This window comes from Pseudomonas sp. FA117, from assembly GCF_057370475.1.
The window spans coordinates 5222365-5246049 of sequence record NZ_CM170675.1; the positions used below are offsets into that span (position 1 = coordinate 5222365).

General features: G+C 63.3%; 20 protein-coding genes, 2 tRNA genes and 2 pseudogenes. 4 read left to right on the top strand and 20 right to left on the bottom strand.

Features of this window, described 5'->3' with window-relative positions:
• Positions 1–25 precede the first annotated feature (25 nt).
• The 8 genes from AC1TXO_RS24015 to rnr all read right to left on the bottom strand — a co-directional run bounded on the left by AC1TXO_RS24015 (position 26) and on the right by rnr (position 9779).
• A complete protein-coding gene (locus AC1TXO_RS24015; RefSeq protein WP_486404035.1) occupies positions 26–2329 on the bottom strand; it encodes a YgiQ family radical SAM protein in 2304 nt (767 codons plus the stop codon).
• 213 nt (positions 2330–2542) lie between these two features.
• Positions 2543–3940, bottom strand: coding sequence for a replicative DNA helicase (dnaB, locus tag AC1TXO_RS24020; protein ID WP_486404036.1), 1398 nt, complete (start codon positions 3938–3940; stop codon positions 2543–2545).
• 112 nt (positions 3941–4052) lie between these two features.
• The gene (rplI, locus tag AC1TXO_RS24025; RefSeq protein WP_003249568.1) at positions 4053–4499 is read right to left on the bottom strand and encodes a 50S ribosomal protein L9; all 447 of its coding nucleotides are present in this window, start codon (positions 4497–4499) and stop codon (positions 4053–4055) included.
• A gap of 20 nt (positions 4500–4519) precedes the next feature.
• On the bottom strand, positions 4520–5410 hold the full coding sequence (locus AC1TXO_RS24030) for a hypothetical protein (RefSeq protein ID WP_486404037.1): 891 nt from the start codon (positions 5408–5410) through the stop codon (positions 4520–4522).
• A gap of 33 nt (positions 5411–5443) precedes the next feature.
• A complete protein-coding gene (gene rpsR / locus AC1TXO_RS24035) occupies positions 5444–5674 on the bottom strand; it encodes a 30S ribosomal protein S18 (protein WP_003249563.1) in 231 nt (76 codons plus the stop codon).
• 28 nt (positions 5675–5702) lie between these two features.
• Positions 5703–6128, bottom strand: coding sequence for a 30S ribosomal protein S6 (gene rpsF / locus AC1TXO_RS24040; RefSeq protein WP_029612766.1), 426 nt, complete (start codon positions 6126–6128; stop codon positions 5703–5705).
• A 301-nt stretch (positions 6129–6429) separates the two neighbouring features.
• Complete coding sequence (gene rlmB, locus AC1TXO_RS24045) at positions 6430–7176, bottom strand: 23S rRNA (guanosine(2251)-2'-O)-methyltransferase RlmB (RefSeq protein ID WP_486404038.1); 747 nt, start codon at positions 7174–7176, stop codon at positions 6430–6432.
• Positions 7173–9779, bottom strand: coding sequence for a ribonuclease R (rnr, locus tag AC1TXO_RS24050; protein ID WP_486404039.1), 2607 nt, complete (start codon positions 9777–9779; stop codon positions 7173–7175). The genes rlmB and rnr overlap by 4 nt, the downstream gene beginning before the upstream one ends.
• Positions 9780–10052: 273 nt before the next feature.
• Here rnr and AC1TXO_RS24055 point away from each other — a divergent pair.
• The 4 genes from AC1TXO_RS24055 (at position 10053) to AC1TXO_RS24070 (ending at position 13054) form a co-directional block, all read left to right on the top strand.
• A tRNA-Leu gene (locus tag AC1TXO_RS24055) sits at positions 10053–10139 on the top strand.
• 81 nt (positions 10140–10220) lie between these two features.
• Positions 10221–10307 (top strand) — tRNA-Leu (locus AC1TXO_RS24060).
• Positions 10308–10475: 168 nt separating this feature from the next.
• Positions 10476–11489: an extracellular solute-binding protein gene (locus AC1TXO_RS24065; protein WP_486404040.1), complete on the top strand. Its 1014-nt coding sequence runs from the start codon at positions 10476–10478 to the stop codon at positions 11487–11489.
• The gene (locus AC1TXO_RS24070; protein ID WP_486404041.1) at positions 11489–13054 is read left to right on the top strand and encodes an ABC transporter permease; all 1566 of its coding nucleotides are present in this window, start codon (positions 11489–11491) and stop codon (positions 13052–13054) included. Before AC1TXO_RS24065 ends, AC1TXO_RS24070 begins: the two co-directional genes overlap by 1 nt.
• Positions 13055–13090: 36 nt before the next feature.
• Here the strand turns inward: AC1TXO_RS24070 and AC1TXO_RS24075 are convergent, their stop codons facing one another.
• The 12 genes and pseudogenes from AC1TXO_RS24075 to AC1TXO_RS24130 all read right to left on the bottom strand — a co-directional run bounded on the left by AC1TXO_RS24075 (position 13091) and on the right by AC1TXO_RS24130 (position 23685).
• Positions 13091–13522 carry a hypothetical protein gene (locus tag AC1TXO_RS24075; RefSeq protein ID WP_486404042.1) on the bottom strand — a complete coding sequence of 144 codons (432 nt, stop codon included), beginning with the start codon at positions 13520–13522 and terminating at the stop codon, positions 13091–13093.
• Complete coding sequence (locus AC1TXO_RS24080; protein ID WP_486404043.1) at positions 13519–14262, bottom strand: SDR family NAD(P)-dependent oxidoreductase; 744 nt, start codon at positions 14260–14262, stop codon at positions 13519–13521. Before AC1TXO_RS24080 ends, AC1TXO_RS24075 begins: the two co-directional genes overlap by 4 nt.
• 7 nt (positions 14263–14269) lie before the next feature.
• A complete protein-coding gene (locus AC1TXO_RS24085) occupies positions 14270–15043 on the bottom strand; it encodes an SDR family NAD(P)-dependent oxidoreductase (protein ID WP_486404044.1) in 774 nt (257 codons plus the stop codon).
• A gap of 11 nt (positions 15044–15054) precedes the next feature.
• Positions 15055–16194: an NADH:flavin oxidoreductase gene (locus tag AC1TXO_RS24090; RefSeq protein ID WP_486404045.1), complete on the bottom strand. Its 1140-nt coding sequence runs from the start codon at positions 16192–16194 to the stop codon at positions 15055–15057.
• Between the two features lie 5 nt (positions 16195–16199).
• Positions 16200–17414 carry an AfsA-related hotdog domain-containing protein gene (locus tag AC1TXO_RS24095; RefSeq protein ID WP_486404046.1) on the bottom strand — a complete coding sequence of 405 codons (1215 nt, stop codon included), beginning with the start codon at positions 17412–17414 and terminating at the stop codon, positions 16200–16202.
• 9 nt (positions 17415–17423) lie between these two features.
• Positions 17424–17945, bottom strand: coding sequence for a DUF2867 domain-containing protein (locus AC1TXO_RS24100; protein ID WP_486406899.1), 522 nt, complete (start codon positions 17943–17945; stop codon positions 17424–17426).
• A 16-nt stretch (positions 17946–17961) separates the two neighbouring features.
• Positions 17962–18558, bottom strand: a complete 597-nt coding sequence (locus tag AC1TXO_RS24105) for an NAD(P)H-dependent oxidoreductase (protein ID WP_486404047.1) — start codon at positions 18556–18558, stop codon at positions 17962–17964.
• A 46-nt stretch (positions 18559–18604) separates the two neighbouring features.
• A complete protein-coding gene (locus tag AC1TXO_RS24110; protein ID WP_486404048.1) occupies positions 18605–19225 on the bottom strand; it encodes an acyl-homoserine-lactone synthase in 621 nt (206 codons plus the stop codon).
• Positions 19226–19334: 109 nt separating this feature from the next.
• Positions 19335–20045 carry an autoinducer binding domain-containing protein gene (locus tag AC1TXO_RS24115; protein ID WP_486404049.1) on the bottom strand — a complete coding sequence of 237 codons (711 nt, stop codon included), beginning with the start codon at positions 20043–20045 and terminating at the stop codon, positions 19335–19337.
• Between the two features lie 195 nt (positions 20046–20240).
• Positions 20241–20756, bottom strand: a pseudogene (locus AC1TXO_RS24120) (methyl-accepting chemotaxis protein); the annotation flags it as partial.
• 390 nt (positions 20757–21146) lie between these two features.
• Positions 21147–21839: pseudogene (locus AC1TXO_RS24125) on the bottom strand (methyl-accepting chemotaxis protein); the annotation flags it as partial.
• Between the two features lie 553 nt (positions 21840–22392).
• The gene (locus tag AC1TXO_RS24130) at positions 22393–23685 is read right to left on the bottom strand and encodes an adenylosuccinate synthase (RefSeq protein WP_486404050.1); all 1293 of its coding nucleotides are present in this window, start codon (positions 23683–23685) and stop codon (positions 22393–22395) included.

Below are 23685 nucleotides of genomic sequence, written 5' to 3' on the forward strand. Positions count from 1 at the left end.
ACAAGGGGCCGCACAGGCCTCGGGATCAGCGCGGGATGACGGGCTGGCGCGGCTTCTTGCCCTTGCCGCCACCGCCCTTGGCCGCTTCCTTGCGCTCCTTGGCCGCCTGCTGGTTGCGGGCGAACGCCTCGGCCTTGGCCTTCTCGCGCTTGTCCCACGGCTTGCTGCCATCGCTGGCACGCGGCGGCAGGCCGTTGTGCTGGGTGAGGATCTTCTGCTCCTTGGCCACCTTGTGGCTACCGGCAGGCGTCGAGTTCTTGCGACGGGCGCTCTGGTAGCTGTCGGTCTGCGGCTGGTGCAGCGGGATCAGCTGGTGCTTGCCGGGGCCGATCAGGTCGGCACGGCCCATGCGGGTCAGCGCCTCACGCAGCATCGGCCAGCCCTTCGGGTCGTGGTAACGCAGGAACGCCTTGTGCAGACGACGCTGCTCGTCGCTCTTGACGATCTCCACGCCCTCGCTCTTGTAGGTGACCTTGCGCAGCGGGTTTTTGCCCGAGTGGTACATGGCCGTGGCCGAGGCCATGGGCGAAGGGTAGAAGGCCTGCACCTGGTCGGCGCGGAAGCCGTTGCCCTTGAGCCACAAGGCCAGGTTCATCATGTCTTCGTCGGTGGTACCCGGGTGCGCGGCGATGAAGTACGGGATCAGGTACTGCTCCTTGCCCGCCTCCTTCGAGTACTTCTCGAACATGCGCTTGAAGCGGTCGTAGCTGCCGATGCCCGGCTTCATCATCTTGTCCAGCGGCCCGCGCTCGGTGTGCTCCGGGGCGATCTTGAGGTAGCCACCGACGTGATGGGTGACCAGCTCCTTCACATACTCCGGCGACTCGACGGCCAGGTCGTAGCGCAGGCCCGAGGCGATGAGGATCTTCTTCACCCCCGGCAGCGCACGGGCCTTGCGGTACAACGAGATCAGCGAGCTGTGGTCGGTGTTGAGGTTCTCGCAGATGCCCGGGAACACGCACGACGGCTTGCGGCAGTGCTTCTCGATCTCCGGGCTCTTGCAGGCGATGCGGTACATGTTGGCGGTCGGACCGCCCAGGTCGGAGACCACGCCGGTGAAGCCCGGCACCTTGTCACGCATTTCCTCGATCTCGTGCAGGATCGATTCGTGGGAGCGGTTCTGGATGATCCGGCCTTCGTGCTCGGTGATCGAGCAGAAGGTGCAGCCGCCGAAGCAGCCACGCATGATGTTCACCGAGAAACGGATCATCTCGTAGGCCGGGATACGCTCCTTGCCGTAGGCCGGGTGCGGTACGCGCGCGTAGGGCATGCCGAACACGTAGTCCATTTCCTCGGTGCTCATGGGAATGGGTGGTGGGTTGAACCACACATCCACTTCACCGTGCTTCTGCACCAGGGCGCGGGCGTTGCCCGGGTTGGTTTCCAGGTGCAGCACACGGTTGGCGTGGGCGTAGAGCACCGGGTCGTTGCGCACCTTCTCGAACGATGGCAGCCGGATCACCGACTTCTCGCGGGTGACCCGCGGGCTGTCGAGAATCTGGATCACCTTGGCTTCGTTCGGGTCTTCCACCTCGCCCTTGGCCTGCTCGATGGCGCACGCCTGGGTGTCCTGGGTGTTGACGTAGGGGTTGATGATCTTGTCGACCCGGCCCGGACGGTCGATGCGGGTGGAGTCGATCTCGTACCAGCCCTCGGGAGTGTCGCGGCGGATGAACGCCGTGCCGCGCACGTCGGTGATGGATTCGATCTTCTCGCCGTTGGACAGGCGCTGGGCAACCTCGACCACGGCGCGCTCGGCGTTGCCGAACAGCAGGATGTCGGCGCTGGCATCGACCAGGATCGAGTGGCGGACCTTGTCCTGCCAGTAGTCGTAGTGAGCGATGCGGCGCAGCGACGCCTCGATGCCACCGAGCACGATCGGTACGTGCTTGTAGGCCTCCTTGCAGCGCTGGCTGTACACCAGGCTGGCACGGTCGGGGCGGCTGCCGGCCAGGCCGCCGGGGGTGTAGGCGTCGTCGGAACGCATTTTCTTGTCGGCGGTGTAGCGGTTGATCATCGAGTCCATGTTGCCGGCCGCGACACCGAAGAACAGGTTCGGCTCGCCGAGCTTCATGAAGTCGTCCTTGGACTGCCAGTTCGGCTGGGCAATGATGCCGACGCGGAAGCCCTGGGCCTCGAGCAGGCGGCCGATGATGGCCATGCCGAACGACGGATGATCGACGTAGGCGTCACCGGTCACGATGATGATGTCGCAGGAGTCCCAGCCGAGCTGATCCATCTCCTCCCTGCTCATTGGCAGGAAAGGCGCTGGCCCGAAGCATTCGGCCCAGTACTTGGGATAGTCGTAGAGTGGTTTGGCTGCTTGCATGTCAGTGACCGGTTCTGGTGTGCAGGGAAATCGCGGGCGCGGAATATAGCACAAATTTTGACCAAATCCGACGGTGACGGTCGGATTCATAGTGATCGCCCAGAAAAACATCGCCCCCTGTGGGAGCGGGTTTACCCGCGAATGCGATGGCGGGTTCAACATCGCATTCGCGGGTAAACCCGCTCCCACAGAGGGGCCGATTCAGTTCTGGGGTTACTCGTCGTCGTCGAAGTTGTACATGCCCGGCGCGAGGTTCTCGAAGCGGGTGTACTTGCCGATGAAGGCCAGGCGCACGAAACCGATCGGACCGTTACGCTGCTTGCCGATGATGATTTCGGCAACGCCCTTGTGCTCGGTCTCGGGGTGATACACCTCGTCACGGTAGACGAACATGATCACGTCGGCGTCCTGCTCGATCGCTCCGGATTCACGAAGGTCGGAGTTGACCGGACGCTTGTTGGGGCGCTGTTCCAGCGAGCGGTTGAGCTGCGACAGGGCGATGACCGGGCAGTTGAATTCCTTGGCCAGCGCCTTGAGCGAGCGCGAGATCTCGGAAATCTCGTTGGTCCGGTTGTCACCGGCCGAGCCCGGAATCTGCATCAACTGCAGGTAGTCGACCATGATCATGGCGATATCGCCATGTTCACGGGCCAGGCGACGGGTACGCGCACGCATCTCCGAGGGGCTGATACCGGCGGTATCGTCGATGAACAGTTTGCGGTCGTTGAGCAGGTTGACCGCCGAGGTCAGGCGCGGCCAGTCGTCGTCGTCGAGCTGGCCGGAACGCACCTTGGTCTGGTCGATGCGCCCCAGCGAGGAGAGCATACGCATGATCAGCGATTCGCCAGGCATCTCGAGGGAGAACACCAGCACCGCCTTGTCGCTGCGCAGCACCGCGTTCTCGACCAGGTTCATGGCGAAGGTGGTCTTGCCCATCGACGGACGGCCGGCAACGATGATCAGGTCGGCCGGCTGCAGGCCGCTGGTCTTCTCGTCCAGGTCGGTATAACCGGTTGAGATGCCGGTGATGTCGCTGTCGGAGTTGAACAGCGTGTCGATCCGGTCGATGGCCATGGTCAACAGTTCGTTGACCCCCACCGGCCCGCCGGTCTTGGGGCGGGCCTCGGCGATCTGGAAGATCTGCCGCTCGGCGTCGTCGAGAATCTCTTCGGCGTTGCGCCCCTGGGGGTTGAAGGCGTTGTCGGCGATGTCGGTACTGATGCTGATCAGCTGACGCAGCGTCGCACGCTCGCGGATGATCGCGGCGTAGGCCTTGATGTTGGCCACCGACGGCGTGTTCTTGGCCAGCTCTGCCAGGTACGCCAGGCCGCCGACCTGGGTGGACAGGCCTTCCTTGTCCAGCTGCTCGTGCAGGGTGACCACGTCGAACGGCTGGTTGGCATCGGCCAGCTTGTGCACGGCACGGAAGATCAGGCGGTGGTCATGCCGGTAGAAATCGCCATCTGACACCTGGTCCAGCACCCGCTCCCAGGCGTTGTTGTCCAGCATCAAGCCACCGAGCACGGCCTGTTCGGCCTCGATGGAGTGCGGCGGCACCTTCAGGGCAGCGGTTTGCAGGTCGAGCTGTTCGGGATGGGTAATCTCGTTCATGGCCACGCAAGGATTCTGGGAGGTTCAAAAAGACAAAGGGCACGGCCTGAAAAACAGGACCGTGCCCGATGTTAACCGTCTGGCCCGCAAGGGGCCAGTCAGTCAGCGCAGCTTAGGCAGCTACGACGACCACACGTACGGTGGCTTCAACGTCGCTGTGCAGGTGCACGGCTACGTCGTATTCGCCAACCTGACGGATGGTGCCGTTCGGCAGACGCACTTCAGCCTTGGCCACTTCAACGCCGGAGGCGGTCAGGGCGTCAGCGATGTCGTGGGTGCCGATCGAACCGAACAGCTTGCCTTCGTCGCCAGCGGTGGCAGTGATGGTCACTTCCAGCTCGGCCAGTTGGGCAGCGCGGCTTTCAGCCGAAGCTTTCTTGTCGGCAGCGGCTTTTTCCAGCTCTGCGCGACGCTCTTCGAATGCAGCCAGGTTAGCGGCGTTGGCAACGGTGGCCTTGCCGAATGGCAGCAGGAAGTTACGGCCGTAACCAGCCTTAACTTTTACTTTGTCGCCCAGGTTGCCCAGGTTGGCGACTTTTTCCAGCAGGATCAGTTCCATTTGGTAAAACCTCTTAACTTTTAACCTTCACCGTTCGCGGAATCATTCCCCTTGGGGGAGTGGCGACCGCGAAAATCAATCAGGCTGTCGACAATGGCCAGGACCACCAGCAACGGATAGGTCAGCTGCATGAACAGCACCAGCGTCACGTACAACCCCACCAGCCAGAACCTGGCCAGGCGTTTCTGGGCCACCAGCCCATGCAGCAGGGCGATGCCCGCGAACATGAGCGGCACACTGCACAGCGGCGTGAGCACGGCGACGGCGGAACCGAAGTTCGGCCCGAACACCATGCACGCCAGCAGCACCAGTGCCGGCACCAGGGGAATCCGCACCGCCTGAAACTCGCGGCCGAAACCTCCCGGGTTGTACAACGCGGCCTGCCAGTACCGGCCCAACAGCAGGGCCAGAACGCTGACGACCTGCAGCAAAGCTGCAATCAGGCCGTTGAGCACCGGTACGATGAGTGCCCCCAGGTGTGCCTGCTCCTCTACCGACAACTGCTGGTAGAGACCGTCGAGCATCTGCGGCAGGGCTTTTTCAAGCGCTCGCGCCAGAGCTTCGATCGGTTCGCGGAACACAGAACCGAGGATGACACCGTACAACAGGCCCAGGGCGATGCTGGACAACAGCACCCGGTTCCAGGAATGCCCGGCGCGCAACAGCGCAGCCAGCCCCAGCGTACCCAGCAGCACCATCAAGGTGCGCGGCTCGCCGAAGATCCACCAGGCCAACGCGGGCAGGATGCCCCACACGATGACCGACGATGCGTCCTTGAAACCACGCCGCAGGAACACCAGGCTCCCGGCGGCGGCACTCAACCAGAACAACAGCGGCAATGCCGCACAACCGGCCACAACCAGTGTGGCCTGCACGCGACCGCGCATGATGAAATCAGCCAACGCTCGCATGCCTATCCCTTACTGCTTGTCGACGACCCGGTCTCAGCGGCCGTGGCTGTCGGTGTAGGGCAGCAGGGCCAGGAAGCGGGCGCGCTTGATAGCGGTAGCCAGCTGACGCTGATAACGAGCTTTGGTACCAGTGATACGGCTTGGAACGATCTTGCCGGTTTCGGATACGTAAGCTTTCAGGGTGTTGAGATCTTTGAAGTCGATCTCTTTCACGTCTTCAGCAGTGAAGCGGCAGAATTTACGACGACGGAAGAAACGTGCCATTTAATAGGCTCCTCTAAAGGTCCGTGGATTACTCGTCAGCGTTATCGCTGGAGTCGCTGTCATTGCTGTCGTCGCCATCGGCGGAGTCAGCATGCTCAGGACGCTCGCGACGCTCACGGCGCTCGCTGCGGTTCTCTTCAGCCTTCAGCATCTCGGACTGGCCGGTAACGGCTTCGTCGCGACGGATGACCAGGTTACGGATCACGGCATCGTTGTAGCGGAAGTTGTCTTCCAGCTCGGCCAGGGCCTTGCCGGTGCACTCAACGTTCAGCATCACGTAGTGAGCCTTGTGAACATTGTTGATTGCGTAGGCCAGTTGACGACGGCCCCAGTCTTCCAGGCGGTGGATCTTGCCACCATCTTCTTCGATCAGCTTGGTGTAACGCTCGACCATGCCGCCGACTTGCTCGCTCTGGTCCGGGTGAACCAGGAAGATGATTTCGTAATGACGCATGAATGCTCCTTACGGGTTAGTAGTCTGCCAGCGAATCTGGTCAGACAAGGAGTGAATGACACTGTATGTCTTGCCTGAGAGGAGGCACATGCGCGCCTGCCAGCCCGGCAAGGGGCGCAATTGTAGAGAAGGCCGGTCGGACAAGCAAGGCGATTGGCGATTATTTGAACAGCCGGAAACATATTGGTGGGGTATGTGAGAGCGACGGTGACTCTTTCGCGGGCAAGCCCGCTCCTACAGACCTGCACAGGCCCCGTGGGAGCGGGCTTGCCCGCAAAAGGAACACCGCCGCTTCAGGCTCTCAACGCTTGGCCTGACGCTGCCTCACCGCCTCGAACAGGCACACCCCGGTCGCGACCGAGACGTTCAGGCTGCTGACGCTACCGGCCATCGGCAGCTTCACCAGGAAGTCGCAATGCTCACGGGTCAGGCGGCGCATGCCCTTGCCTTCGGCACCCATGATCATCACCAGGGGGCCGGTCAGGTCCTGCTGGTAGATTTCCTGCTCGGCCTCGCCGGCAGTGCCGACCACCCACAGGCCGCGCTGCTGGAGTTTCTCCAGGGTGCGCGACAGGTTGGTCACGGCGACCAGGGGGATCACCTCGGCGGCGCCGCAGGCAACCTTGCGCACCACGCCGGTGAGCGTGGCCGACTTGTCCTTGGGGATCACCACGGCCGTGGCACCCGCAGCATCGGCGGTGCGCAGGCAGGCGCCGAGGTTGTGCGGGTCGGTCACACCGTCGAGCACCAGGATCAGCGGCGGCGTCTCGGTGCGTTCGAGCAACTCCTCGAGCATCGCTTCGCCCCATACCTGGCTCGGGCTCACCTCGGCAACCACGCCCTGGTGCACGCCCTCGACCCAGGCATCGAGCTCGCGGCGCTCGGCCTGGCCGACCGCCACGCGGTTCTCCGCAGCCAGCGCCAGCAGGGTCTGCAGGCGTGGCTCACTGCGCCCTTCGGACAACCAGATCTGCTTGACCCGCTTGGGATGGTGCTGCAACAACGCCTGCACGGCGTGGACGCCGTAGATCTTTTCCAGCTGACTCATGACTTGCCGCTCTTGCCCTTGCGTGGCGCGCCGGACTTCGACGGCCCCTTGCGATGCTTGGTCTTGCCCGATGACTTGCTGCCCTTTTCCGCCTTGCCGCTGGCGTTTGCCTGGCGGGCATCACCCATCAGCGCCTTCTTCATCTCACGGCTCTTGCGTACCTCGGCGTTGCGCTGCACGGCGTCTTTCGGGAAGTAGGCCTCGGATGCTTCGCTCTTGCGGCTGCGCGGCTTGGGCGAAATCTTCGCCTCGCCGACCGGCGCCGACTCGGACTTGACCGCCGCGCCCTTGGCGGCAGCGGGCTTGCCGGCGTCAGCCGATTCGCTGCGCGGCTTGCGACCACCCGGCGCCTTGATCGCAGCTTCGGACAGTTCGAAGTCGATCTTGCGCTGCTCGAGGTCGACGCGCATCACCTTCACCTCGATGCTGTCACCCAGGCGGAAGCTGCGACCGGTGCGCTCACCGGCCAGGCGGTGGTGCACAGGATCGAAGTGGTAGTAGTCGCCCGGCAGCGCGCTGACGTGCACCAGGCCCTCGACGTAGATGTCGGTCAGCTCGATGAACAGGCCGAAACCGGTCACTGCGGTGATCACACCCGGGAAGGTTTCGCCGACGCGATCGCGCATGTACTCGCACTTGAGCCAGTTGACCACGTCGCGCGTGGCTTCGTCGGCGCGCCGCTCGGTCATCGAGCACTGCTCGCCCATCTGCTCGAGGCTGTTCTCGTCGTACGGGTAGATCCGCGCCTTGGGAATGCTCATCGCACCGGCACGCTTGACGTGCGGGGTGTCGATCTTCGAGCGGATCACGCTGCGGATGGCCCGGTGCACCAGCAGGTCCGGGTAACGGCGGATCGGCGAGGTGAAGTGGGTGTAGGCTTCGTAGTTCAGGCCGAAGTGACCGTTGTTCTCGACGCTGTACACCGCCTGGCTCAGCGAGCGCAGCATGACGGTCTGGATCAGGTGGAAGTCTGGGCGCCCGGCGATGCTCGCCAGCAGGGCCTGGTAGTCCTTCGGCGACGGATCCTTGCCCTTGTGCAGCGACAGGCCCAGCTCACCGAGGAAGGCGCGCAGTTTTTCCAGGCGCTCCGGCGGCGGACCGTCGTGCACACGGTACAGCGACGGCACGTTGTGCTTTTGCAGGAACTCGGCAGTGGCGACGTTGGCCGCCAGCATGCATTCCTCGATCAGCTTGTGGGCGTCGTTGCGCACGGTCGGACGAATTTCGTCGATCTTGCGGTCTTCGCCGAAGATGATCCGGGTTTCCTGGGTTTCGAAATCGATCGCACCGCGAGTGTGACGGGCATCGACCAGCACCTTGTACAGCGCATAGAGGTGCTTGAGATCCGGCAGGACCGCGCTGTACTCCTCGCGCAGGGCCTTGCCTTCGCGGGTGCGCGAGTGCTCGAGCATGCTGCTGACCTTGTTGTAGGTCAGGCGGGCATGGGAGTGAATCACGCCCTCGTAGAACTGGTAGTCGACCATCTGGCCGGCCTTGTTGATGGTCATCTCGCAGACCATGGCCAGGCGATCGACGTGCGGGTTCAACGAGCACAGGCCGTTGGACAGTTCCTCCGGCAGCATCGGGATCACGCGCTCGGGGAAGTACACCGAGTTGCCGCGCTGTTGGGCCTCGACGTCCAGGGCCGAACCCAGGCGCACGTAGCTGGAAACGTCGGCGATCGCCACATACAGGCGCCAGCCGCCGGAGAACAGGCGCAGCTTGCCCAGCGGTTCGCAGTAGACCGCGTCGTCGAAGTCGCGGGCGTCCTCGCCATCGATGGTGACGAACGGCAGGTGGCGCAGGTCGATGCGCTTTTCCTTGTCCTTCTCTTCGACTTCGGAGCGGAACTTGCGCGCTTCCTTGATCACGTCATTGGGCCAGACGTGAGGAATGTCGTAGCTGCGCAGGGCGACATCGATCTCCATGCCCGGCGCCATGTAGTTGCCGATCACCTCGACCACATCACCCTGCGGCTGGAAGCGCGGGGTCGGCCAGTGGGTGATCTTGATCTCGACGAACTGGCCGATCTTGGCGCCGCCGTTGCGCCCCGCGGTCACCAGCACTTCCTGCTGGATCTTCGGGTTGTCGGGGGTCACGTAGCCGATGCCGCCTTCTTCGAAGTAGCGGCCGACCACGCTTTCATGGGCGCGGGAAATGACTTCGACCAGCACGCCTTCGCGGCGGCCACGGCGGTCGACCCCGGACACGCGGGCCAGGCCACGGTCACCGTCGAACACCAGGCGCATCTGCGCCGGGCTGAGGAACAGGTCTTCGCTGCCGTCGTCGGGGATCAGGAAGCCGAAGCCGTCGCGGTGGCCGGAAACGCGGCCGCAGATCAGGTCGAGCTTGTCTACCGGGGCATAGGTGCCGCGCCGGGTATAGATAAGCTGGCCATCACGCTCCATGGCTCGCAGGCGGCGGCGCAGGGCTTCGATCTGGTCTTCTTCGTACAGACCGAACTCTGCCGCCAGCTCCTCGCGCGCGGCGGGTTCGCCACGGTCGGCAAGGCGCTGCAGGATCAGCTCACGGCTGGGGATGGGATTCTCGTATTTTTCCGCTTCGCGAGCGGCCTCGGGATCGAGGGATTGCCAATCGGCCATCAGAAGGGGTTCACCTTGGGGTATATAGATAGGAATTCTGGCATAGGCGTATTGAAACCGGAAATGCTTGCCTTGGACAGCCCCTGCGGGTCACCCCGACAGCGGCAATAGGTCACTGGAATCAACAACTTGAATTTTTTGAAATTTTTTTCGATCCGGGGCTTTACAGCCTCCGGGGGCATCCGTATAGTGCGCACCACAACGACGGACAGCCGACGTTGTAGTTGAGATGAAACCTGATGTAAAGCATCATGTGACCTCGACAAAATGTGTGCCCAGGTGGCGGAATTGGTAGACGCGCTGGTTTCAGGTATCAGTGACTTAACGGTCGTGGAAGTTCGAGTCTTCTCCTGGGCACCAAACATTTCGAGTGATAGATAGCAGGTTTTTCTGTCATTCAGCAACACGATTCAAGTTTCATGCTGTAGATGCAAAAGCTTTGCCCAGGTGGCGGAATTGGTAGACGCGCTGGTTTCAGGTATCAGTGACTTAACGGTCGTGGAAGTTCGAGTCTTCTCCTGGGCACCATATAAAAACCCACTAGCTTGCTAGTGGGTTTTTTCTTGCCTGCGTTTTTTGCCCCGCCCTGCCCCAGCGCAATCCCCCCCTGACAATTTCCCCTCATACGGCCACTTGAGAAACGATTTCGTTTACCATTGTTTCGAAATATGTAGCCGTAAGCGAGGAAGTACCCGCATGACGATCCGCCCGCAACCGCTGATGCGCACCCTGGCCGCCGCTGTCCTGGGCCTGGTGATCGGTGCACCGGCCGCCCTGGCAGACGCACCGGTCACGCTGACCATGTACAACGGCCAGCACAAGGAAATCGGCGAAGCCATCGCCAAGGCCTACGAGGCCAAGACCGGTATCCACATCAATATCCGCAAGGGCAGCAGCAACCAGCTGGCCAGCCAGATCATCGAGGAAGGCGCACGCTCTCCCGCCGACATCATCTACACCGAGGAATCCCCGCCGCTGAACAACCTCGGCGAACTGGGCCTGCTGGCGAAGATCGACGACGCCACCCTCGACATGCTGCCCAAGGAATACGTCGCCGCCAACGGCACCTGGATGGGCGTGACCGCACGCACCCGCGTGGTGGTGTACAACCCGAAGAAGATCGACGAGAAAGACCTGCCCACCACCGTCATGGACTTCGCCGACCCCGAGTGGGACGGCCGCGTCGGCTATGTACCGACCAGCGGCGCCTTCCAGGAGCAGGCCGTGGCCATCCTCAAGATGCACGGGCGCGAAGCCACCGAAGAATGGCTGACCGGCCTCAAGGCCTTCGGCAAGACCTACACCAACAACATGGTCGCGCTCAAGGCCGTGGAAAAAGGCGAAGTCGCCGCCGTGCTGGTGAACAACTATTACTGGTACGCCCTCGAGCGCGAGCGCGGCAAGCTCGACTCCCGGCTCTACTACCTGGCCGACGGTGACGCCGGCAACCTGGTGACCATTTCCGGGGCAGGTGCCGTCAAGGCCAGCAAGCATCCCAAGGAAGCCCAGGCCCTGCTCAACTGGATGGCCAGCGAAGAAGGCCAGCGCGTGATCACCCAGACCACCGCCGAGTACCCTCTGCACAAGGGCATGGTGTCCGACCGCGGCCTGAAGCCGTTCGAGGAACTGCGCCCGCCGAAGATCAGCCCGGCCGACCTTGGCAATGCCGAGGAAGCGATCGAGCTGGAACGTGAGGTCGGTCTGCTCTGATGACTGCCGCCGTGCCCGATCCGGCCCTGGTACGCTTCGTGCCGCGCCGCAAGCGCCCTTCCGTGTGGGTGGTGCTGCCCGTGCTGTTCCTGGTGGCGATGAGCCTGTTGCCATTGCTGTACGTCGCCATCAAGGCCTGGGAGGCCGGCTGGCATGAAGCTCTGCGCCTGCTCTGGCGCCCGTTCGTCTGGGGCCTGCTGCGCAATACGCTGATGCTGATGGCCGGGGTCACGCTGGTCTGCATGGTGGTTGGCCTGGCCCTGGCCTGGTTGCTCGAACGCAGCGACCTGCGCGGTCGCCGCCTGTGGGGCGTGGTGCTGTGCCTGCCCTTTGCCGTGCCCTCGTTCGTCAGCAGCTTTACCTGGGTGTCGCTGAGTTCCGACTTCGAAGGCCTGGGCGGGGCGATCCTGGTCATGGCGCTGTCGAAGTATCCGCTGGTGTTCCTGCCAGTGGCCGCGACGCTGCGCAACCTCGACACCTCGCTGGAGGAATCCGCGCGCACCCTCGGCTGCAGCCGCCGGGGCGTGTTCCTCAAGGTTACCCTGCCACTGCTGTGGCCGGCCATGCTCGGCGGGGCGCTACTGATCGCCCTGCACATTCTGGTGGAATTCGGCGCACTGTCGATCCTCGGCCTGCAGACCTTCACCACGGCGATCTACCAGCAATTCGAACTGGAATTCAGCAACGCCAACGCCGCGATGCTCTCGGCGGTACTGCTTGCGCTGTGCCTGGTGATGCTCTGGCTGGAACTGCGCGTGCGCGGCAAGGCCCGCCACGTGCGTATCGGCCAAGGTGTGGCACGCCGCGCGCAGCCGTTGCAGCTCAAGCACTGGAGCGTCCCGGCGCAACTGTTCTGCCTGGGGCTCGCCGTGCTCGGCAGCGGCATCCCGCTGGCCATGCTCGGTTACTGGTTGAGCGTCGGCTCGTCGGCAGCCTTCCCGGTGGCGGCGATCGGCAAGGCGTTGCTGACGTCGCTGTCGGTGTCGCTGGGCGGTGCCGGTTTCTGTGTGGTGCTGGCCCTGCCGATCAGCTTCCTGGTGGTGCGCTACAAAGGGCGCCTGGCGATCTGGGCCGAGCGCCTGCCCTATCTGCTGCACGCACTGCCCGGCCTGGTGATCGCCCTGACCCTGGTGTTCTTCGCCCTGCACTACGTGCCGGCGCTGTACCAGACCACGGCATTGCTGATCCTGGCCTATGCCCTGCTGTTCCTGCCGCTGGCCCAGTCGCCGGTGCGCACGGCACTGAACAAGGCCTCGCCGACACTCGAGGAAGCTGCGCGTACCCTTGGTGCGAGCAGCTTCGCGGCGTTCTGCCGGGTCACCCTGCCGATCATCTTCCCGGCGCTGGCAGCGGCATTCGCCCTGGTGTTCCTGGATGCCATGAAGGAGCTGACCGCAACCCTGCTGCTCAGCCCCACCGGCATGACCACCCTGGCCACCGAGGTCTGGGCGCACACTGCCAACGTCGAGTTCGCAGCGGCAGCGCCTTATGCTGCGCTGTTGATCCTGGTATCCGGGTTGCCGGTGTACCTGCTGACCACGCGGATGTACCTGAACAAGGCGTAGGATCAAGGCCGGCGCAGGATGCCCGCGCCTGGCCTTTCAATACCCCGCTACGGGTCTGGCAGACGCCTCCCCGGCGGCTGCGCTCGGCCTGCGCAACTGCAATACCGCAAAGGCCAGCAGAATCACCGCCAGCGCCCAGAGTATCGGCGTAGCACCCTGGCTCAACGCTACCATCTGCAGCGCCACCACCAGCAGCCGCAGCAGTGCATCGAGCCGACCATTGCTCACCGACGGCTCGCGCAAGCGCGCCACACCCCAGATGACATAGGCCAGTGCACCGAGGTTGATGAAGAACATCGAAGTGGGGTCCAGGGGGCTGAAGACGCTGCCCAGCCCAAGCGATGCATCGAGCCCGGCAAACAGCTGCAGGGCCCAGGCACTGAGCAACGGAATGGCAAATGGCAGGGTGGCGACGATGTCGTAGATCGCACCGACCCGGACGATGGTCGCGTAACGGGATTGATTCATTGGAAAACCTCCATGTGCATGCGTTCGAGAAGCTGTCTGACTTCGTAGAATTGACCTGATTGCAGAGCGATAGCGTGGCGCCTGCCAAGCAGATCGACTATCTGTGCAGCGCGCTGCTGCGCACTGACGATGTACCCCGGCTGCGTGGAACGCTCGCGCAGGGCCACCAGTTCGGGAAAGCGCTCGTCGGCCTGCAGGATGGTGTGTGCAACGGTTGTGTCGACATTGCACAAGCCCAGCACGGCGAAGAACACCTCGGGGTTTTCCAGCTGATAGACCTTGGCCAGGGCGTTGAGCGCAGCCTTAGAGACGCTATAGGACAGCATGCCCGCACGTTGGCGAATACCCGAAACCGAGGCCGAGAACACCACCTGGCGTACCGAAGCCTGGCGACACAGCAGCAGGTCCAGCACCCATTTCACTGCCACCAGATTGAGCTCCAGCACAGAGCGGAAGGAATCCACCGGCGTATTGTTCGCACGTTCGGGCGCCGCGCCGAATGTCCCGGCGTTGAGGTAGGCGGTTTCGAACAGCGTCTCGCCAATGAAGGCCTGCAGGACAGGCTGGGCGAACTCTCCTGCACACAGGTCAAGCGCGCGAAAATGCATGCGGGGATGCTTCACCAGCGCCTCGGGCGTGCGTCGTGAAATGCCCCAGACCTCATCGCCCCGCTCGAGATGAAGGTCGGCCAGTGCCAGGCCGATGCCCGAACTGACGCCGGTTATGAAGATGTGTGCCATCAGTGCCTCACTCGAACTTGCCGATGTGATAACCACCATCGACGCTCAGTACGCTGCCGGTCACGTAGCTGGCGCCCTCGCCAAGCAGGAACAGCACCGCCGCCGCCACCTCGTGCGCTTCGCCGAAGCGTTTCATCACAGTGGCGTTGATCTTGCGAGCGGTGCCCGCAGGATTGTCCGCAAGACGCTGCGCAGAATTCATACCGCCCAGGATCGGGCCGGGGGCTACCGCGTTGACGCGTACCGCAAAGCGCCCATCACGGTCGCAGGCATTCTCCATCGCCACCACCTGGGTCAGGGCATTGAGCCCTGCCTTGCTGGCCACATAGGCCGCCTGGTTGGGCATGGCCATGACGCCCGCGCACGAGGACAGGTTGACAATCGACCCACCGGCCTTCGAGGCAATCAAGCGCAACTCGTGCTGCAGGCAGTACAGGGGGCCGTTAAGGTTGATTCGCACCACTCGCTCCCAGTCCTGGACCTGAAGATCGGCCACCTGCGCGTAGGGTGCCGTGATGCCCGCTGCGTTGACGGCATGGTCCAGCCCACCGAAGCGTTCCTCGATCTCGGCGAAGGCATCACACACGGCGCCAGGCTCGGACACGTCGCACGGGATGAAGCTGGCCTGCGCCCCCAGTTGCTCAAGCGCAGCCCGCCCCTTTTCCAGGCTGCGGCCGAGCACGGTCACGCGCGCGCCTTCCTCGATCAACCGCTGGGCGATGCCCAGGCCGATGCCACTGCTGCCACCGGTGACCACGATGGTCTTTCCCTGAAACTGCATCTGGACTCTCCTTAGTCGTATCGGATAGATGCCGGCCGCTTGTAGCGCTGGTTGACGCAGCAGTACACACGGTCCAGCAGGGGATTGCTCTTGTCACGGAAACAGTTGCCGTCGAAGCGACAGGCATTGACGCTTCCCGGCTTGCCCTGCAATGACTTGTTCACCAGATCGTTGTCGGCGAACAGTGCACGGCTCATGCCCACCAGATCGGTGACGCCCAGCTCGAGCAACGCCTCGGCCTGGGCCAGTGATCCGGTGAAACCGGCGAAACCGACCGGCAGCGAGGTCAGCTCGCGAATGTGCTTGACCCCATGAACCAGCATGGCGTGGACCCGAGGATCGGCGCGCAGCATGTAATGGAAGGTTTCCTTTATCGCCGCCGAGCACATCAACGCGGCGGCACCTGCACGTTCCAGCGCCGGAATCACCGCTTCGAGCAATGCTGGCTGCTGGCCCTTGTCCCCCAGGCAATCATCGATGCCCAGGCGTACGGAAATGTCGATACCACCCTGGGTGGCCTCGACGATCGCATCCATGACCTCCAGCAGCAGCCGCGCGCGGCGCAGCGGCGAGCCGCCGTAACGGTCCGTACGCCGATTGCTGTAGGGCGAGAGAAAGCTGCTGAGCAGATAGCCGTTGGAGGCCTGCAACTGGACCATGCGCGCACCGGCCTGCTGTGCCAGGCGAGCGGCATTGGCGAACTGGGCGCAGACGCTGCGGGCATCCTCGTGGGTCATGACCTTCAGGCCGCGTCGGCTTCGCGCGCCGGTTGCGCGGCTGGGGGCAAGCAGCACGCCACCGCTGCGCGCCAGGTTGCCCTGACTGCCGTAGTGCTGCAGTTGCACGACCACAGGGCAGGCATGCTCCTGCCCATAGGAGATCAGCGGCGCCAGATGCCGGACATGCTGCTGGTTGTAAAGGCACAACCCGCCTTCGTGCAGTCGTGTAGATGCATCGACCGCCGAGTTCGCCAGCACCACCATGGCACAGCCACCCTCGATGATGCCCTTGTAGAAATCGAGCATCTGCGGTGTCAGACAGCCTTCGCGCCCCAGGTCGATACCCATGGGCGCGAAGTACACGCGGTTCTTCAGCGTCAGGTCCCGTCCAAGCGTGATCGGCTGACGGGTCAGCGGATATCCCGAAGCCACCGCGATCACCCGCTCTGCCGATCGTTACAGGAAGTACCCTGGGCATCGTTGCTGGCCTGCGAGCCAACCGCCAACTCCTTCAAGGGTTGGTGGAAACAATGGCATTTGATCACTTCCTTGAGCGTCGACAAGGTGGCGCGATCAAGCCTGGCAAACACTGCCAGGAGCACGCCAGGCTGCTGTGACGGCCGGCACTCGGCGATCGGCACGCTCAGAAAGCCGATGTCCCTTACGTGAATGGACAACTGCACCACGTCCGGGGCAGGCGCCTGCTCCCCCACTCGGAATCGCACAGCGCGCAGCGACACATGCTCGAGCCGCCCTTGCACCGCCGTGCCTTGCGCCGTGCTCAGCAAGACGTGCGGCAGGATGCGATCGGACGGCGCAAACCAGTGCGTTTCCGGGAAATTGACCGTCCGCATGCGCTTGAACAGTGGCATCTTGATCGCACTGCCGCGCAGGCGCAGGGTGGTAACCAGGCTGCCGTTCTGGAAGAACATCGCGGTCTTGTCCACTGTCCGCGGCTGGATGCGCTTTTGCCCTGCGCTGTGCTGCACCACGACCTCCACCGCATAGGTGGACTCGGTGTAATTGTTGAAGGAAACGGACAGGTCTTCGATGGAAATCGAGACATCTCCGCGACGGTAGCCCGAGTGACTGTAGAAATAGTGGTACATCGCCTGGCGAGCCACTTCGATGAGCATCAGGCCAGGCACATGCTCATGGGGTTTGTTGTAGAAAAAATAGTTCTTGGTGTCGTTCATCAAGGCATAGGACGACAGGTTGGCGCGCGTCCAACCCGGTAATGCGTGCAGTCTGTCAGCCAGATGAGCGACCAGTACCGGGTCGGCAACCGGTAACCGGAAGCGGTTTTGCAGATAGCTCTCGACCTGCCGCGGCAGCCAGTCTGCCGACAGCCGATAGCAGCCCTGCTGCAGAGTGTAATAGCCCTGGGCATTCATCTCGAAGCTGCCGAGAGCCTCGAAGTCTTCCTGCTCGAGCACCACTGGAATGCTGGCCAGCACGCGGCCGCCCTGTTCGTCGTCGCGATACAGGGTGCTCAACGCGGCGCAACCAGGCTCATCAAGGTGTAGGAGCAGGTAGTCGGTTTCTTCCAGAGTCAAACGGGCAGGCAGAAGATCCTCGAATCCCGAGAGCAGTACATCGTCCACTGTGCCCTTGTGCAGGACCTGTGGAGTCAGGGGTAACTGACGTTCCATGTTGATTACCTAAGAGGGTTTTACGGGAAAGGCGCGTACGGCATTTTTCAGCATGCGCTTGACGATGGGGCCATGGGCTGGCCCGACCGGGATCATGTACAACCGGCCAAAGGCGTTGTACCGCTGGACAGAGGTGGTCACGCTCAAACGTTGCGCCCCCTCGCCTGCCGGTGCGAGGTCGAGACAGACCATGACCGCCAGGTGCGTGTCGCGTGAGGTGAGCACCAGCCGGTAGGCATCGAGTGCCTCGACCGTGAAGAAGTCGAGGCGCTCACCCACCGCTGGCACTTGCTCGGCTGTGCGCGCAGTGAAGCCATGGATATCGGCGACACGGAAGCGTCGAGAAACCCAGTCACGTACCCGAAAAGCCGCAGCAAGCCATGCCGGGATGTGCGCGGTCATGGCGCAGTATGCCTGCAAGGCAGTGACGCGCCCGTCGACCAGCGCTGCCGCGCAGTGCAGGAAGTCCAGCTGTTCAGCCGGGGCGACCAGCCGAACATCCGCAGGAGCAGACCTCAGGACAGTTGCCATCATCTGCGTGCACCCGTCACTGCTGAAGCAGGGCGATGGCCGCCAACTCAGCCTTGAGCAGCAGCTTCTCGTAGGCTTCGTCGGGCGATTCCTGGCGACTGGTGATCAGGCTGGCGATCTCACGCGCAGACTCGTCCAGCGGATCGTCGGCGACGAAAACCGACTCGAACAATGCAATCGGCGGCAGGTAATGCCCTTTCACGTAAGCGACGGTCTGCTGCAATGGTCGCAACAGTTCGTCGAGGGTGAAGCGGTTGAAGCCCCCCGCGCGGTAACCGGAAGCAGGCGCGCCGACGGTAGTGACCACCAGGAATTCCTTGTCCTGCAACTTGTCGCCACCACGCGCGTAGGCGAAACCGGGCGTGAAGACATCGTCGATCCAGCGTTTCATCAACGCCGGGCACGAGTACCAGTACAACGGGAACAACAGCACGATACGATCATGGGCGCACAGCAGTTTCTGCTCGGCAGCGATATCGTAGCCATTGTCACCCAGCGCCGCCGACAGGGGGTGCAGGGTGACATTGCTGCCTTGCAGGGCTTCGACGATGGCGGCATTGGCCCGCGAGCTGCTCAAGTCAGGGTGACCTATTACGACCAGAATGTTGTCCATGGAAGAGTCCTTTCAAATGATGATATCCAGGGTGAAGCCGGGGGCCTCATGCGGCGCGGTGGATTGAACGATAGTCCGCGGCATCTGTAACCTCCCCAAATGTGCAGGTCTGCGTCGGCACATCGATCCAGCAGGCGAACAGCCAATGTTCGCCCACCCGCACCGGTTCCCCCGCCCGACGGGCAGCATAGCCAGCCCTGCGCAACAGCCGCTCGATGCCCAGTGGCGAGACGGTGATCAACTGCTGAACACCTTGAGCGGCGGCACAACGCAACACGGCGTCCAGCAACTGCGTGGCGATCATGGATGAGAACTGGCCAGTCGTGGCTTCCCCGGCCTGGCCGAAATCCATGGCGGAAAAGCGCGACAGCTCCCAGATGCGAGGATCACACGGCAAGGCCTGTTCGCCCATCAACTGGGGAAAAACCTCCGAGAGCAGGTAGCGGTGGCTGGTTGGCAGCAGGCGAGCCGTGCCTATGACCTGCTCCTGCTCATCGAGGGCAAGCACATACAACGTTTGATCGTGGTCGAACTGGTCACGCTCGCACCCTGGATCGCAGGCCAGGTCCCAGCCCAGCGTGTCGACGAATACCCGATAACGATAGCGGTCCATCTGCCGGAGCCGCACGCGCCCCAACTCTTGCTGTGTACCCACGGCGATTTCCATTTCGCGTCCTCCGACCAATGTGGAAAGGACGCGTATTCGACTCGAAGTGCCGTGATAGCAAAACTACACTATTTGGCAGGGTCACCCGGCCATGTAGTGCATCGGACAACTAGGCCAACAGCCCCAGAAGCGCCGCACGCGCTACCGCTGCGGTACGGTTGGCCGCGCCGAGCTTGAGCGTCGCATTGCGGGTGTGGAACTTCACCGTTTCGATCGACAGGACGAGTATGTCGGCGACCTCGTTGAGCGTCTTGCCGTCGGCAGCCCAGCGCAGTACTTCGCGCTCACGCGCTGACAGTGGGGACTGCGGCTGGGGCTGCCAGGTATCGGACAACAGTCGCGAGAAACCCTGATGGGCAATATTCGCCAGCCAGCGCATTCGTGTTTCGTGGTCGCGCAACTCACGCTCGCTGATCGCTTCGCCGGAGCGCGCCAGGGTCAACATACCGCTTCCGTTGCGCGTTTCCAGGCAAGACTGTGCCCAGCCGTGGCGCAGCCCGGCTTGACGCGCTTCGTCCCACAGTTCGGGAGTATCAACGAATATGTCGTCTCCCCAGACCACGGGCTCCATCGAGCGCTGGCAGTGGCGAACCGTTGGATCGCGAGACAGATAGCCACTGGCATGATAATGATCACACCATGACCGGTTGTAGTTGCTGAGCATGACGATCCGCGGTCTGGTGACCGGCAGCGGCGCGCGCAGACCGTATGCGCAGTAATCGAAGCCCAGCTGATGCGCTGCGGCCTTGACCTCTTCGAGCAGCGCCTGTGCATCGCGCGCGCCATAAACTGCCGACAGCATGTCGCCCATCCATTGCATTTATTGTTCTCTCCATGAGGGTGTAACTCCCTTGCCAACGCCACGAAAGCGCGACGCTGGCGACGCTGCAATAGACTGACATTGAGAGATGTCAATTCGCCACAACACCGACGGATGTCGTGGCGCGGTATTTATCATACGTGCATGTCATCCGTCTGGCGGCATGCTACCCAGGTGCCGTTCGCTGCGTCCGGATCATGCCCTGAACTGCCCCAGGCTGGCCCTCAGCTGCGCCGCCAGATCGTCCAGCACCTTGCTGCTGGCCGTGGTCTGCATCACCACCTCGGCCGAGCGCTCGGCCTGGGCGTGGATGTTCTCGACCCGGCCACGCACGGCCTGGGCGCCACTGGCCTGCTGCTCCGCCGCGCGGGTCGCCAGGCCGATGGCCGCATGCACCTGCTCCACCGCTGCCTGTACCGACTGCTGGCGGCGTTCGTTGTCGCGCAGCACCAGCAGCCCTTCACTGGCCTGGCGTCCCGCCTGGCCGATGGTGGCCACAGCCTCTTTCGCCCCCTGCTGCAAGGCAACGATATGCGCTTGGATATCGCCAGTGGAGCTCTGTGTCTTGCTCGCCAGGGCCCGCACCTCATCGGCCACCACCGCAAAGCCGCGCCCGGTCTCGCCGGCCCGCGCCGCCTCGATGGCAGCGTTGAGTGCCAGCAAGTTGGTCTGCTCGGCGATGCCATGGATCACCGTCAGCACCACCTCGATCTGCTCGCTCTGCTTGGCCAGGCGCTCGATGACCTGGGAACCGCTCTCCACCTCCCCGGCCAGTTTTTCGATCAGCTTGGCCAGTTGCGTGGAGGCACGGCTGTTCTCGTCGGTAGCCTGGCGGATGTCCACAACCTGCTGCAGCGCCGCCTGCATGGCATGGCTCTCGGCCTGGGCCTCGTCGGCCATGCTCGAGAGGTCGCGCAGGCTGGCCGCCACCTCGTCGCGCTGCAATGCCGCCGCCGCATCGGCGCCGGCATTGCGCTGGGCCATGGTGCCGATCTCCACACCGGTGCGCTGGGCCACTTCACCGGCTTCGCGCACGATCGGCTGGAGCTTGTCGACGAAACGGTTGACCGCCGAGGCCATGTCACCGATCTCGTCGCGGCTGTCGAGGGCTACGCGCTTGGTCAGGTCGCCCTCCCCGGCCGCCAGGTCGTCGAGGGCGGCGATCAGCAGGCGCAGCTTGCTCACCACACGCCGCCCCAGCACCACGGCCACCACCAGTAGCACGCCAAGGCCCACCAGCACCAGGCCGACGCCAATGCGCCAGCGCAGTTCGCCCGCAGCCTCGCGCACGGTCTGCGCCGTGTTGTCCTGCATCGCGGTGGCGCTGTTCTGCGCCGTTTCCAGGCGCGCCTGCAGGGTCTTGCCGCTGTCGGCCGCGGCAGCGCCAAGGCTCTCGCCCACCAGTTGCTCGCCACTGGCGATCAGCGCAGCGAAACGCTGGTCGAGGGCTTTGAGCTCCTGATCCACCGCAGCAGTCGAGACGCCCATGAGCACCTTGCCGATCTGCGCCCCATTGGGGCTGATCGGCGCCTCGACGAAATACACCGATGGATCGCGGCGCGCAGCGTCCAGCACCTTGTCCAGCGCCCGCTCGCCCTGGCCCTTCTCCATCAGCGCCTGGTTGATCGGGTTCTGTCGGTTCAGGTAGCGGGTCAGATGCTCGCCCTCGGCGTTGTCGTAGATCACGAACAGCACGTTGGGATTACGCTGGGCGCGGCGGGCGAAGTCCGACAGCGTAGGGACGTCGTTGTCCCAGATCGCCCGCGGCGCCACCGATGCCAGCAACTCGGCCATGTCGTTGGCCGAATCCTTGAGGTTTTGCTCCAGGGTGGTGCGCAACTGCTGCTGTTCGCTCTGCAGTCGTGTGGAAAGCCCTGCGCTCAGGCGTTGCCGGGTGCTGGCCGAGAGGCTGTCGAGACCGGCACGCACATCCTGCCCGGCCTGCTGCAGTTCACCTGCCAGCTTGCGGCTGTCAGCCCCCAGGCGTTCGCCCAGGTCAGCTTCCAGCGCGGTGACGGTGCTGCGGGTCAGCACGACGGCGACCACGACCTGCACCAGAAGAGCGATACCGAGTGCAACAAAAACAGGCCGCAGCAGGCGGCTTCGTAACAGAGAGAGGATGGCAGACACGTTTGAACCCCCGTGTTTCTGGCGCCATTACTTTGATGGCATCTACAGAACCTTCTTACAGCAAGGGTTGTGCCTGAAGCAGGAGGGAAATACGCCAAGGTCTAGCAGCGGGGTCACCTGCAGGCGCGGGTTTACCCGCGAACAAGCCACGGCGCTTACCAACAAAAACGCCGCAACCCCTTTCAGGGATGCGGCGCTGGATCAGCCAGAAGGCAGATCAGGCGAACGGATGACGCAGTACGATGGTCTCGTTGCGGTCCGGGCCGGTGGAGATGATGTCGATCGGGGCGCCGACCAGCTCCTCGATGCGCTTGATGTAGTTGCGCGCAGCCTGCGGCAGTTCCTCCAGGGTTTTCACGCCCAGGGTCGACTCGCTCCAGCCCGGCATCTCTTCGTACACCGGCTCCAGGCCGATATAGCTGTCGGCATCGGAAGGCGCGTCGATCACGGCGCCGTTCTCGTTCTTGTAGCCCACGCAGATGTTGATGGTTTCCAGGCCGTCCAGCACGTCCAGCTTGGTCAGGCAGATGCCCGAGATGCTGTTGACGTCGATGGCGCGACGCAGGATCACGGCATCGAACCAGCCGCAGCGACGGGCACGACCGGTGGTGGAACCGAACTCGTGGCCACGCTTGGCCAGGGTAGCGCCGGTTTCGTCGAACAGTTCGGTCGGGAACGGACCGGAACCGACACGGGTGGTGTAGGCCTTGGTGATACCCAGGATGTAGTCCAGGTACATCGGGCCAACGCCGGAACCGGTGGAGATGCCGCCGGCGGTGGTGTTCGAGCTGGTGACGTACGGGTAGGTACCGTGGTCGATGTCCAGCAGCGAGCCCTGGGCGCCTTCGAACATGATGTCCTTGCCGGCGCGGCGCAGGTTGTGCAGTTCGGCGGTGACATCGAGCATCATCGGCTTGAGTTGCTCGGCGTAGGCCATGCACTCGTCGAGGGTCTGCTGGAAGTCGATGGCCGGCTCTTTGTAGTAGTTCACCAGCTGGAAGTTGTGGTAGTCCAGCAGCTCACCGAGCTTGGCGGCGAAACGCTCGCGGTGGAACAGGTCGCCGACGCGCAGGCCGCGGCGGGCGACCTTGTCTTCGTAGGCCGGGCCGATGCCACGGCCGGTGGTGCCGATCTTGGCTTCGCCACGGGCCTTCTCACGGGCCTGGTCCAGCGCCACGTGGTACGACAGGATCAGCGGTGCCGCCGGGCTGATGCGCAGGCGCTCGCGAACCGGCACGCCCTTCTCTTCCAGCTTGGTGATTTCACGCATCAGGGCGTCCGGCGCCACGACGACACCGTTGCCGATCAGGCACTGTACGCCTTCACGCAGGATACCCGAGGGGATCAGGTGCAACACGGTCTTCTCACCGTCGATCACCAGGGTGTGACCCGCGTTGTGGCCACCCTGGTAACGCACGACGGCGGCAGCATGTTCGGTCAGCAGATCGACGATCTTGCCTTTGCCCTCATCACCCCACTGGGTGCCCAGGACGACGACATTCTTACCCAT